This is a genomic window from Pseudomonas sp. B21-056, assembly GCF_026016325.1.
In the GTDB taxonomy this organism is placed as follows: Bacteria; Pseudomonadota; Gammaproteobacteria; order Pseudomonadales; family Pseudomonadaceae; genus Aquipseudomonas.
Genome location: NZ_CP087203.1, coordinates 5437918 through 5451208 on the forward strand (window position 1 = coordinate 5437918; position 13291 = coordinate 5451208).

General features: G+C 60.6%; 9 protein-coding genes. 8 read left to right on the forward strand and 1 reads right to left on the reverse strand.

The window, feature by feature from the left end; all coding sequences use genetic code 11:
- Nucleotides 1-61 precede the first annotated feature (61 nt).
- The 5 genes from LOY67_RS23685 (at nucleotide 62) to LOY67_RS23705 (ending at nucleotide 4885) form a co-directional block, all read left to right on the forward strand.
- On the forward strand, nucleotides 62-1915 hold the full coding sequence (locus LOY67_RS23685) for a DUF4105 domain-containing protein (protein ID WP_265064679.1): 1854 nt from the start codon (nucleotides 62-64) through the stop codon (nucleotides 1913-1915).
- A 113-nt stretch (nucleotides 1916-2028) separates the two neighbouring features.
- The gene (locus LOY67_RS23690) at nucleotides 2029-3291 is read left to right on the forward strand and encodes an AAA family ATPase (protein ID WP_265064680.1); all 1263 of its coding nucleotides are present in this window, start codon (nucleotides 2029-2031) and stop codon (nucleotides 3289-3291) included.
- Nucleotides 3288-3857 (forward strand): hypothetical protein, encoded by a 570-nt coding sequence (locus tag LOY67_RS23695; RefSeq protein ID WP_265064681.1) that lies wholly within the window; start codon nucleotides 3288-3290, stop codon nucleotides 3855-3857. The genes LOY67_RS23690 and LOY67_RS23695 overlap by 4 nt, the downstream gene beginning before the upstream one ends.
- Nucleotides 3858-3969: 112 nt before the next feature.
- On the forward strand, nucleotides 3970-4323 hold the full coding sequence (locus LOY67_RS23700) for a hypothetical protein (RefSeq protein WP_265064682.1): 354 nt from the start codon (nucleotides 3970-3972) through the stop codon (nucleotides 4321-4323).
- A 70-nt stretch (nucleotides 4324-4393) separates the two neighbouring features.
- Nucleotides 4394-4885 carry a GreA/GreB family elongation factor gene (locus LOY67_RS23705; RefSeq protein WP_265064683.1) on the forward strand — a complete coding sequence of 164 codons (492 nt, stop codon included), beginning with the start codon at nucleotides 4394-4396 and terminating at the stop codon, nucleotides 4883-4885.
- Between the two features lie 142 nt (nucleotides 4886-5027).
- Here LOY67_RS23705 and ettA read toward each other — a convergent pair whose 3' ends face one another.
- Nucleotides 5028-6692 (reverse strand): energy-dependent translational throttle protein EttA, encoded by a 1665-nt coding sequence (ettA, locus tag LOY67_RS23710; RefSeq protein ID WP_265064684.1) that lies wholly within the window; start codon nucleotides 6690-6692, stop codon nucleotides 5028-5030.
- Nucleotides 6693-6964: 272 nt separating this feature from the next.
- On the opposite strand from ettA, the gene LOY67_RS23715 reads away from it, so the two are divergent.
- The 3 genes from LOY67_RS23715 (at nucleotide 6965) to LOY67_RS23725 (ending at nucleotide 13014) form a co-directional block, all read left to right on the forward strand.
- Nucleotides 6965-10813, forward strand: coding sequence for a bifunctional diguanylate cyclase/phosphodiesterase (locus tag LOY67_RS23715; RefSeq protein ID WP_265064685.1), 3849 nt, complete (start codon nucleotides 6965-6967; stop codon nucleotides 10811-10813).
- A 224-nt stretch (nucleotides 10814-11037) separates the two neighbouring features.
- Nucleotides 11038-12291 carry a serine hydroxymethyltransferase gene (gene glyA, locus LOY67_RS23720; RefSeq protein WP_265064686.1) on the forward strand — a complete coding sequence of 418 codons (1254 nt, stop codon included), beginning with the start codon at nucleotides 11038-11040 and terminating at the stop codon, nucleotides 12289-12291.
- Between the two features lie 198 nt (nucleotides 12292-12489).
- Nucleotides 12490-13014, forward strand: a complete 525-nt coding sequence (locus LOY67_RS23725; protein ID WP_265064687.1) for a hypothetical protein — start codon at nucleotides 12490-12492, stop codon at nucleotides 13012-13014.
- Nucleotides 13015-13291: the final 277 nt, after the last annotated feature.

The window sequence follows — 13291 nt, forward strand, 5'->3', positions numbered from 1 at the left end:
GCGGGTTTTCTTTTTTGGGCCCATCCGGTCTTTTATTTTTCGACTTTCCAAGTAGCCGACTATGCTCAAACGCCTTGCCTGGCTGGCGCTCTGTGTGTGCGCCCCATTGTCCGCCGCACCTCATGTCGACCCTCAACGTTTGCAGCAACTGGCCAATGACCGCTTCTGGATTTCCCTGGGCCACTACGAAACCGCCAAGCTCGGCGGCTGGCGCAGCTATGTCAGCGACAGGAAATTTTTCCTCGCACCCGACGGCAACGAACATCCCGACCATGAACTGACCGCCACGCTACAGGCCCTCTACGGCCCGGCCAGCGCCGGCCAGCAACACGCCCAGTGCGTGTACCCGGCGCGCACGCGCTGGCTCAAGGCGCAGCTCAACCTGACGGATCTACCGGCCGTCGACTGCAGCGACTTCAACCAATGGTTCAAGGACGTCTCGCCCCACAGCGCGGTGATGATTTTCCCGGCCGCCTACCTGAACAGCCCGTCGTCGATGTTCGGCCATACCCTGTTGCGCATCGACCAGGCCGACGTGCAACGGGACAAGACTGCCCTGCTGAGCTACGCGATCAATTTCGGCGCCTACATCGAAGGCTCGGACAACAGCATCATCTACGCCTGGAAAGGCTTGATGGGCGGCTATCCCGGCCTGTTCGCCCTGGTGCCCTACCAGGAGAAACTGTCCGAATACCGCAGCCTGGAGAACCGCGACCTGTGGGAGTACCGCCTCAACCTGAGCCAGGCGGAAACCGAGCGCATGGTCGAGCACGTCTGGGAACTCAAGCAGATCCGGTTCGACTATTTTTTCTTCGACGAAAACTGCTCCTATCGCCTGCTTGAGCTGCTGCAAGTGGCCCGTCCGAGCCTGCGCCTGACCGAACAATTCCCGCTGACGGCGATCCCCACCGACACCGTCAAGGCGGTGAAGGAAGCCGGGTTGGTGGAGAGCATCGAATATCGTCCGTCCCGCGAGCGGGAACTGCTCAGCCGCGCCGAGCCGCTCACCGATGACGAACAACAGTGGGTGCTGAAGGTCAGCGCCGACCAGAAGCAATTGCAGGTCGCCGAATTCAAGGCTCTGCCCCGCGAACGCCAGGCACTGATTGTCGATGCGGCCTACCGTCTGGAACGTTACCGCGCCAACGGCCAGGAGCGCGACCCGCAACGCGCCCAGCGCAGCTTCGAGCTGCTGCGGGCGATCAACCAGAACCCCGCGCCGGAACTCGACATCCCGCAACCGGGCCTGCCCGAAGACGGTCATGAGTCGCGCACCTGGCAGGCCGGCCTGGGTGCCCGGGGCGACCGGGCGTTCGGCGAATACGGCTTGCGCATGGCCTATCACGACCTCAACGACAACGGCGAAAGTTTCCCGCTGGGGGCGCAAATAGAAATCCTGCAATTGAAGCTGCGCCAGTACGAAGGCAATGACTGGCAGGTGCAGCAACTGGACCTGGCGACCATCCGCTCCCTGACCCCGCGCAACGAGCTGCTGCAACCGCTGTCCTGGCAGGTCACCGGGGGCCTGGAACGGGTGCCGGGCAAGCACGACGATGAAACCCTGGTCAGCCACGTCAATGGCGGCGCCGGCGGTACCTGGGCGTTGGGCGAGGATGTGCTGGGGTTTGCCCTGGGCACCGTGCGGGTGGAACACAACAACGACTTCGCCCAATTCATCGCCCCGGCCACCGGGTTCAACAGCGGCGTGCTGTGGAAAAATCCGCTGGGCAACCTGAGCCTGGAAGCCAAGGGCGACTACTTCGTCAACGGCGAGGTGCGCCGCAGCCTGAGCCTGAATCAACAATGGGAACTGTCGCGCAACCTCGGCCTGCGCCTGAGCGCCCAGCGGGAGTTCAGCCACCTGGCCTCACCGGAGAACGAGGTGATGCTTGAGGTGAAGTGGTATCACTATTGATATCTGAGCCGAAGAAGAATCCAAGGCGGGACGCGTTTTCGGACTCGTTTCGAAGTCAGCCGAAATCAAGTAGATTGGCCGGGATAAACCTTTAATCGGAATTGAATGCTGCGATGCTTGATTATCTGCACATGAAAAACGTGGGGCCTGCTCCTGAGCTCGAAGTCAATTGGGCGCCACGAATCAATCTGATCACTGGTGACAATGGACTGGGAAAGAGTTTTCTGCTGGACCTGGCCTGGTGGGCGCTGACGCGTACCTGGGCCAATACGCCAGCCTTGCCGGTGAATCCGGGGAAGTCCTCCATTGAATATGTTGTAAAAGGCAAATCGGGGGTCGCGCAGCCCGTTGTATCTACCTATAAACGGGAAGACAGTTCCTGGCCCTTGAAGCAAAGCCGACCCACCATGCCCGGCATTGTGGTTTACGTCAGGATCGACGGCGGCTTCTCCGTATGGGATCCGGCACGCAATTACTGGCGCACCGATAAGGATCGACCCGCCGCGTATCACTTTTCTGCCGACGCCGTATGGGATGGTCTCGACGTCAACGGGCAAAGGGTTTGTGAAGGCCTGGAGCGCGACTGGGTCAATTGGCAAAACGGCCGAAAACCCCAATTCGAAGCATTGGCAAATGCGCTGCGCGATCTCTCCCCTGCCGCTGAGCCACTCTGCATCGGAGAGCCCAAAAGAGTCTATCTGGGTGAAGGCCGAGAACGACCGACACTCACTATCGGCAATCAGAACATTCCTGTCGCGCTGGCATCTGCCGGGGTACGCCGCATATTGGGGCTGGCTTACTTTCTCGTATGGGCCTGGTATGAACACCAGGCAGCCGCCGCGATACTCGACAAAAAACCCGAACGCCGGTTTGTCATCCTGTTCGATGAACCGGAAACCCACTTGCACCCCAGGTGGCAACGCACGCTCATGCCCAGCCTGCTGCAAGCGATCAAGACGTTGCGCAAGCACCACGGCACCGCCCCGCCGCAGTTGCTGATCGCTACGCATTCGCCGCTTGTCGCAGCGTCCCTCGAACCTGTATTCGACGAAGAACAGGACGATCAGATCCAGTTATCGATCCAGGACCACAAGGTCTCGTTGACACAAGGGCATTGGGCAGCACAGGGTGACGCCAGCAGTTGGCTGGTCTCCGACACCTTTGGCCTGGACCAGGCCCGCTCCCTGGAGGCAGAAAAAGCCATAGAGGCCGCCGAAGCATTCATGCGCGGAGAAAAGCAACTGCCTGAAGGGCTTAGAACCCGAGCATCCATTCACAAGGCACTGCAGAGGCTGCTTCCTGCCCATGATGAATTCTGGCCACGCTGGCTGATCGAGGGCGGCGTAAGACACTTCGGCCCTGGTGCTGATCAATGATCCCGGTGGCCAAGCCCGATGAACCTGATGACTTCGAAAAGAATGTCAGGACACCTGGAAATCAATGGCTCAAGGACAATCCTGGAGCCGCTCGTCCTTCACCGTTCTGGAACAAATGCGCTACGGAGTTGGCAGATCATTACTCCAACCTGTGCGGCTATGCAGCCATGCTCGACCCTACCGGCGGAACGCTCGACCATTACCTGAGCTACAAACATCATCCGGAACTGGCGTATGAGTGGAGCAATTACCGCTTCGCATCCGGGACGCTCAATTCCATCAAGAAAACGGCTGATGACACAGTGCTCGACCCACATGAAGTCGGTGCGGGCTGGTTTGAAATTATCTTGCCGTCGCTTCAGATGTGCACCACAGATGCCATCCCCGCAGCGTATCGCGCCAAGGCCGAATACACCCTCAAGCGGCTCAACTTGCGTGATGGCGAACGAATTATTCGTTGGCGTCAAAGCTGGTACAGCATGTACAAAAGAAAGAAGCTGCCCCTCGAGGGGTTGCGTGAAGTTGCGCCACTGATCGCAGATGCCGTTGAGAAAGCGGGCGTCTGAACCCGCAGTCATTGGCAACGATGCCAGACCTTTTTGATGATTCTTTCACTGCCCATCGACAACGGTACTTCTACACTTCCCTTATAGATCCGTTAAAGGGCTGGGAGTCGAGATGAGGTGCGCGGTAGTGCTGGGTGTATTGATGTTGCTCGGTGGCTGTGAGAGCACCCACGAAGACTTGATTGCGAGGGGATATCCACCCGCATTCGCCGACGGCTTCGATGACGGTTGCAGCAGTGGCCGGCAAGCAGCCGGCGCGATCACCGGCCAGTTCAGGAAAGACGTCCCACGCTACCTCAAGGATGCACGCTACGCTGAAGGCTGGAGCGACGGGTTCCGGCAATGCCAGGCCATGCGTGAAAGTGAAGACCGTGACGCCTACCGCGACCGTCACTGGGATGAGCGCGAACGCGCCTGGCAGCAGGAAAAGGATCGCGATGCCGCCCGGGCCTATCGTTCGCAGTGAGTCGCGTACAGATATCCATCGAAACCAAAAGCCTGCGACCATGGCCCAAACTCCAATAGAGGAGAACACCATGAGTCGTGCCTTCGTCAACGAAGACAGCGCCGCGGCCCAGGCCGATCAACCGGTCGAACGCCAGGTCAGTGCGCAACCCAACTACGTCACGCCCGCCGGGCTCGCCCAGTTGCAGGCCCGGGTCGCCGAGTTGCAGGCGCTGCACAGCCAGCAGACAGCCCGCAGAGACCTGGCGGACAAACAGCGCATCGCGGACCTGGAACGGGATCTGCGCTATTTCAATCAGCGCCTGCAAAGCGCCCAAGTCATTACGACGACGTCAGCGGATCAGGTGCGGATCGGCCATTGGGTGACCTTTGTCGATGAGCACGACCATGAACAACGCGTGCAATTGGTGGGTGAGGACCAGGCCGATGCGGCCAGTGGGCTGATCAACTGGGGCTCGCCGCTGGGGCGGGCGTTGCTGGGGAGCAAGGTGGGGGACGAGGTGGTCTGGAAGCGACCGGTGGGGGATATGGCGATTGAGGTGGTGGCGATAGAGCCGGAGTGACTCCTGCCCTGCCGATAAACCACTGTGGGAGCGAGCCCTGCTCGCGATGGCGGTGGGTCAGGCAACATGAATGTTGATTGATCCGACGCTATCGCGAGCAGGGCTCGCTCCCACAGGTTTTGTGGCTTACCGGCAGATGGAATCAGGCCAGCTTCTTGTGCCGTACCCGGTGCGGCTGGGCAGCGGCTTCGCCGAGGCGCTTCTTGCGATCGGCTTCGTACTCGGTGTAGTTGCCCTCGAAGAACACCGCTTGGGAGTCGTCTTCGTACGCCAGGATGTGGGTCGCCACGCGGTCGAGGAACCACCGATCGTGGGAGATCACAATGGCGGCGCCCGGGAAGTCCAGCAGGGCTTCTTCCAGGGAACGCAGGGTTTCGACGTCGAGGTCGTTGGACGGCTCGTCGAGCAGCAGGACGTTGCCGCCCTCCTTCAAGGTCAGCGCCAGGTGCAGGCGACCGCGCTCACCACCGGACAGGTCCTTGACGAACTTCTGCTGGTCGCCGCCCTTGAAGTTGAAGCGACCCACGTAGGTGCGCGACGGGATTTCGTAGTTGCCGATGCGGATCTGGTCGGAACCGTCGGAGATCTGCTGGAACACCGTCTTGCTGCCGTCCAGGTCTTCGCGGCTCTGGTCGACGCAGGCCAGTTGCACGGTTTCGCCCACTTCGATGCTGCCCGAATCCGGGGTTTCCTTGCCCATCAGCATGCGGAACAGCGTGGATTTACCCGCGCCGTTACCACCGATTACACCGACGATCGCGCCTTTTGGCATGGAGAACGACAAGTTGTCGATCAACACGCGGTCGCCGTAGCCCTTGGTGACGTTCTTGAACTCGATGACCTTGTCACCCAGGCGCGGACCGGCCGGGATGTAGATCTCGTTGGTTTCGCTGCGCTTCTGGAATTCCTGGGATTGCATTTCCTCGAAGCGTTGCAGACGAGCCTTGGATTTGGACTGACGGGCCTTGGCGCCTTTGCGCACCCACTCCAGTTCTTCCTTCATGGCCTTCTCATGGGCCGACTGCTGCTTGGATTCCTGGGCCAGACGATCGGACTTGGCTTCCAGCCAGCCCGAATAGTTGCCCTCGTACGGAATGCCGGCGCCGCGGTCGAGTTCCAGGATCCAGCCGGCGACGTTGTCCAGGAAGTAACGGTCGTGGGTAATCGCCACGACGGTGCCCGGGAAGTCGTGCAGGAAGTGTTCGAGCCAGGCGACGGAATCGGCGTCCAGGTGGTTGGTCGGTTCGTCGAGCAGCAGCATGTCCGGGGCGGACAGCAACAGGCGGCACAGGGCCACACGGCGCTTCTCACCGCCAGACAGGTGTTCGACCTTCGCTTCCCAGGCCGGCAGGCGCAGGGCATCGGCGGCGACTTCCAGCTGGCGCTCCAGGTTGTGGCCGTCGCTGGCCTGCAGGATCGCTTCGAGCTTGGCCTGTTCGGCGGCCAGCTTGTCAAAGTCGGCATCCGGGTCGGCGTAGGCGGCATAGACCTCGTCCAGACGCGCCTGGGCGTCCTTGATCACGCTGACCGCTTCCTCGACCACTTCACGCACGGTCTTGGTCGGATCCAGCTGCGGCTCCTGGGGCAGGTAGCCGATGTTCAGGTCCGGCATCGGACGGGCTTCGCCGTCGAATTCGCTATCGACGCCGGCCATGATCTTCAGCAGCGTGGATTTACCCGAACCGTTGAGGCCCAGTACGCCGATCTTGGCGCCGGGGAAGAATGAGAGCGAAATGTTTTTCAGGATTTCCCGCTTCGGCGGAACAACTTTGCTCAGCCGATGCATGGTGAAGACGTATTGAGCCATGGAGAACCTAGCGTCTGTGACAGGTGAAAAGAACGAGCCAGGCCATGCACGGCACCGGCAGTTGATGGTCATCAATGCCTGCGGGGCAGATAAAGCCTGGGAATCCGGAGCTGGAACGCTCTTGTTTGACCGGCAAAGCTACCTCAACCGTCCGTCAAGGTCCAGCCATCAGGGACTGGCACTTTGCCACAACTCAAGGCATGCTAGCCGCCCTTCGGGCGTCCGGCTTATAGTGCGTGTCGCGCCAGTCCAGCAAACCGCAGGATTACAGCTTGTCCAACGTCACGCCGACCCTGTCCCCACGCGCACCGGATACCGTGCCCGGCTCGCCCCTGCGCGGGACATTGAAGGGCGCGCTGGCCACTCTGGTGCTGCTGTTGCTCGGATTGCTCTTCTGGCAGTTGCTCGACCAACTGCGCGTCACCCAGCAGCAACAGCGCCAGTACACCATTGATTACACCGCCGACCTGGCCGCGCAAGCCAGCCTGAACATGGCCCTGAATGCGCAGATCGCCCTCAACCTGCTACCGATCGTCGAACAACCGCAAACAGCCGACGAACAGCAGGTGTTGTTGCACAAACTCCAGCAATCGTTGCCTCAGCTGCGCAGCCTGGCCTTGCTGAGCCCGTCCGGCATGGTGCTCGGCGACACCGACCCCGACAGCCACGACGCCCCCTATCTCAGTGAGCTGGTGCAGCGCAGTCATGACCAGGCGCACTACTTCAGTAACGCTGACGACGGCTCCGTGGTGCATCTGCTGTTGCACCAGGCCAGCGGCGGCACTCGCGGCTACTGGGCCCTGCGCCTGACTCCGAATTTCTTTTCCACCCTGATCAAACAGGCCGATACGGGTTTGCGCCCGCTGTGGCTGGTGGAAAACCGCCTCAACCAGCAAATTGTCAGCCGCGACGAGAGCCTGCCGTCGATCAGCCCCACGCGCCTGTCGACGGACGACCTGGATAACACCGTACTGACCGTGCCCCTGAGCAGCAGCGACTGGCAACTGCGAGGGCTGTTCGACCGTCGCCAGGTGCTCGAGCAACTGCTACCGGCCTTCATTGGCAAATGCCTGCTGGGCCTGGCGTTTTCGATGCTGCCGGTGATCGCGTTGCTGAACATGCGTCGGCGCCAGCGCCAACTGCACGAGGGGCGCCGTCGTTACCAGGACATTTTCGAAGGCACCGGCGTCGCCCTGTGTGTACTCGACCTGTCGAGTCTCAAGTCATTCTTTGCCCGGGCCGGCCTGCACAATGGCGATCAATTGCGGGCGTGGATGAAAGTCCCGCACCAGCTCGAACAACTGCAACAGGAAGTACGCATCACCGAAGTCAACCAGATGGCGTTGCAGTTGCTCAACGTCGACTCCTGTGAACAGGCCTGGCAGTTGCTGGTGGGCAAAGGCCCCCAGGACAACAACCCCGTCGGCCCGCAACTGCTCGAAGCGCTACTTGACCCGCACAAGCAACTGGAACTGGAGATCAAGCTCCAGGACGCCCATGGCCGTGACCAGCACCTCTGGCTGGTCCTGCGTCTGCCGGAAAAACAGCAGGACTATAACGCCGTCATCCTGAGCATCAACGACATCACCAGCCGCAAGCTGATCGAACTCTCGCTGCTCGAACGCGAAGGCTTCTGGTCCGACGTGGTGCGCACCGTGCCGGATCATCTCTACGTGCAGGACGTCATCAGCCAGCGGATGATCTTCAGCAACCACCACCTGGGCCAGACCCTGGGGTATGACCGCACCGAACTGCACCAGATGGGTGAGTACTTCTGGGAAATCCTGCTGCACAGCGATGACGCCGACCACTACCACACGCTGCGCCAGGAACAACGTCGGGGCGGGTATGCGCATTTGTTGCAATGCCAACTGCGCTTCCGCCATCGCGACGGCAAATGGCGACGTTTCGACATCCGTGAACAGGCCCTGGCCCGGGACCGGCACGACCAGGTGACGCGGATCATCGGCGTGGCGAAGGATATCACCGAGCAGATCGAGGCCAGCGAGTCGCTGCGTGACAGTGAACAGCGCTACCGGATGCTCGCCGAAAGCATCAGCGACGTGATTTTCTCCACCGACAGCAAACTGTCGCTCAACTACGTCAGCCCGTCGGTGCAAGCGGTGCTGGGCTACAACGCCGACTGGATCTTCCAGAACGGTTGGCAGTCGACCATCGCCAACCCGCAACAACTGACCGGCATCTATACCCTGATGGACCGGGTCAGCAAGGCCCTCGACAAGCCCGGGCAACTGGCCGAGCTGCGCAACCAGATGCAGACCCAGTTGTTCCTGTTCGACTGCCTGCGTGCCGACGGACGCAAGATCCCCATCGAACTGCGGCTGGTGCTGGTCTGGGATGATTTCGGCGGGTTCGAAGGCGTGCTGGGCGTCGGTCGCGACATCAGCCAGCAACGGCGCGCCGAAAAAGACCTGCGCATGGCCGCCACGGTATTCGAGCATTCGACCTCGGCGATCCTGATCACCGACCCGGCCGGTTACATCGTCCAGGCCAACGAAGCCTTCAGCCGGGTCAGTGGCTACGCGGTGTCGCAGGTGCTGGATCAGTTGCCGAACATGCTCACCGTGGACGAGCAGCAGGAAGCCCACCTGCGCTATGTGCTCAAGCAACTGCAACAGCACAGTTCCTGGGAAGGCGAAGTCTGGCTCAAGCGCCGCAACGGCGAACATTACCCGGCCTGGGTCGGTATCACCGCAGTGCTGGACGATGAAGGCGACCTGGCCAGCTACGTGTGCTTCTTCAGCGACATCAGCGAGCGCAAGGCCAGCGAACAACGCATCCATCGCCTGGCCTATTACGACGCCCTCACCCACCTGCCCAACCGCACGCTGTTCCAGGATCGCCTGCACACCGCGCTGCAATCGGCCGAGCGGCAGAAGAACTGGGTGGTGCTGATGTTCCTCGACCTGGACCGGTTCAAGCCGATCAACGACTCCCTGGGCCATGCCGCCGGCGACAGGATGCTCAAGGACATGGCGACACGCCTGCTCGGCTGCGTCACCGACGACGACACCGTGGCGCGCATGGGTGGCGACGAGTTCACCCTGTTGCTGGAACCGCGCGCCAGCCGGGAAATGGCGCTGAACCGGGCAATTACCGTGGCCGAGCAGATCCTCGCCAGCCTGGTCCGGCCCTTCGTGCTCGAAGGCCGGGAGTTCTTCGTCACGGCCAGTATCGGTATCGCCCTGAGCCCCCAGGACGGCAACGAACTGAGCCAGTTGATGAAAAACGCCGACACGGCGATGTATCACGCCAAGGAGCGCGGCAAGAACAACTTCCAGTTCTATCAGGCCGACATGAACGCCAGTGCCCTGGAACGACTGGAACTGGAAAGCGACCTGCGCCACGCCCTCGAGCAAAACGAATTCGTGTTGTATTACCAGCCGCAGTTCAGCGGCGACGGCAAACGCCTGACCGGCGCCGAGGCCCTGCTGCGCTGGCGCCATCCGCGACGCGGGCTGGTGCCGCCAGGGGACTTCATCCCGGTGCTCGAAGAACTCGGGCTGGTGGTGGACGTCGGCGATTGGGTGATCGACGAGGCCTGCCGGCAGCTCAAGACCTGGCACCAGGCCAAGGTCCGGGTGCCGAAAGTCTCGGTCAACATTTCAGCCCGGCAGTTCTCCGATGGTCAGTTGGGCACGCGGATCGCCAATATCCTGCGCACCACCGGCCTGTCGCCGGCGTGCCTGGAACTGGAGCTGACCGAAAGTATCCTGATGCGCGAAGTCAGTGAGGCGATGCAGATCCTCGCCGGATTGAAAAACCTGGGCCTGAGCATCGCCGTAGATGACTTCGGCACCGGTTATTCGTCGCTCAACTACCTCAAGCAATTCCCCATCGATGTGCTGAAGATCGACCGCACCTTCGTCGACGGCCTGCCGTCCGGCGAACAGGACGCGCAGATCGCCCGGGCGATCATCGCCATGGCCCACAGCCTCAACCTCGCGGTGATCGCCGAAGGCGTCGAGACCCATGAACAACTCGACTTCCTGCGCGAACACGGCTGCGACGAAGTCCAGGGCTACCTGTTCGGCCGCCCGATGCCCGCCCACCGGTTCGAAGCGCAGTTCAGCAATGATGCGTTGTTCATGCTCGACTGAGGCTTTGCGGGGTTGCTACCGACCTCATCGCGAGCAGGCTCGCTCCCACATTTTGAAATGCGTTCCCCTGTGGGAGCGAGCCTGCTCGCGATGAGGCCAGTCCGGGCAACGCCGAAACCTGGGTGAATCCCATTCGTCCACCACATGACGTCCTTTCATACCCCTTCCAAAAGCGGTTGGGTTAGAATGCCTCCCTTTTCTGCCCCCGATCCTTGAGGACCGCCATGTTCAGCCGTGATTTGACTATTGCCAAGTACGACGCCGATCTCTTTGCCGCCATGGAGCAAGAAGCCCAGCGCCAGGAAGAGCACATTGAGCTGATCGCTTCGGAAAACTACACCAGCCCCGCGGTGATGGAAGCTCAAGGCTCGGTACTGACCAACAAGTACGCCGAAGGCTATCCGGGCAAGCGCTACTACGGCGGTTGCGAATACGTCGACGTGGTCGAGCAACTGGCCATTGACCGGGCCAAGGAACTGTTCGGCGCCGATTACGCCAACGTCCAGCCCCACGCCGGTTCCCAGGCCAACGCGGCCGTCTACCTGGCGCTGCTGTCGGCTGGCGACACCATCCTGGGCATGAGCCTGGCCCACGGCGGTCACCTGACCCACGGCGCCAGCGTTTCGTCCTCCGGCAAGCTGTACAACGCCATCCAGTACGGCATCGACGGCAACGGCCTGATCGACTACGACGAAGTCGAGCGCCTGGCCGTCGAGCACAAGCCGAAAATGATCGTGGCCGGTTTTTCCGCCTACTCCCAGGTCCTCGACTTCCCGCGTTTTCGCGCCATCGCCGACAAGGTCGGTGCCTACCTGTTCGTCGACATGGCCCACGTTGCCGGCCTGATCGCCGCGGGCGTCTACCCGAACCCGGTGCCATTCGCCGACGTCGTGACTACCACTACGCACAAGACCCTGCGCGGTCCACGTGGCGGTCTGATCCTGGCTCGCGCCAATGCCGACATCGAGAAGAAGCTCAACTCCGCCGTGTTCCCGGGCGCCCAGGGCGGCCCGCTGGAGCACGTCATCGCCGCCAAGGCCGTCTGCTTCAAGGAAGCCCTGCAACCTGAGTTCAAGGCCTACCAGCAGCAGGTCGTGAAAAACGCCAAGGCCATGGCCGGCGTGTTCATCGAGCGTGGCTTCGACGTGGTGTCCGGCGGTACCGAGAACCACCTGTTCCTGTTGTCGCTGATCAAGCAGGACATTTCCGGCAAAGACGCCGACGCGGCGCTGGGCAAGGCGTTCATCACCGTGAACAAGAACTCGGTGCCGAACGACCCACGCTCCCCGTTCGTCACCTCCGGCCTGCGCTTCGGCACCCCGGCCGTGACCACTCGTGGTTTCAAGGAAGCCGAGTGCAAGGAACTGGCCGGCTGGATCTGCGACATCCTGGCCGACCTGAACAACGAAGCGGTGATCGACGCCGTTCGTGAGAAGGTCAAGGCGATCTGCAAGAAGCTGCCGGTGTACGGCGCCTGATCAGCCCGTTCAGTTACAGCCAAAGGCCCACATCGAAAGATGTGGGCCTTTTTGTTTGTGCATCAAAATACAAGATCCAGCCAGTACACACTTCAATCTTTGAAACACACCCCTCCACACAAAAAACCGGAAACCCCCTAGCATCGATTTCATCATTCACGGCAATCAATAACGCCCAATAAAGGATGCAATCACTACATGGACAGTAAACTCTCTTTTACCGCTGCGATCAGCCTGCCCGACAAAAACATCAATTTGCTTGGAACGCTGCATGGGAAACCGGCACTGGCGACCATTACGGCTTTCAGCGGCGGCTTTTTCAGCGGCAAGGCACACACCTATGATCATTCCAGCTTGCTGGGCATGCAGACCAAAGCCAAAGAAGGCCTGCCGCAGCCACTGAAGTTGCACTTTCGTCACACGGACGATGGCTACATCCTGTCGATAAAAAACCAAGGCGAACACTACGATAACTTCATCGGCAAAAGCTGGCTTGAAGTATTAGGCGCCAAAAAAACGGGTACCCCCTCCGTCTTCACATTAGTTGATCACAAGAACAGAGCGATTACGCTGGAGAACATAACCGCCAAACACGCCCCGCTGTCGCTCAGAACGAAGAACAATAAATATGTAGGTGGCTTACGGACCCGTGGTTCGCCTTTTGTTTATCTGGCGGAAACGGATGAACGCTCAAAGTTGACCTTTCTATTCAGCATCCTTTGAACAGAAGTGCTCGAGCACCTTCAACCAGCATGGATCTGCGCGCCGTTGTGGTGAGGGCTTATCCCTCGCCACAGGCGCTGCAATTTTTTTCGGGGCAAGAAAGGCTCAAGAACAAGGGTTCCATCCCTACTGGTAAGACCGGTCAAGCCAAATATCAAGAATCGCCTTGCGAATTCCTGAAAAGCTCGCCTAGACTGCGCCTGCACTGGACAAACCGGTAAGACCACAATAATGAAGTCCCGACGCCAGCTCTCGACCCTGGCGAACAAGGACACCG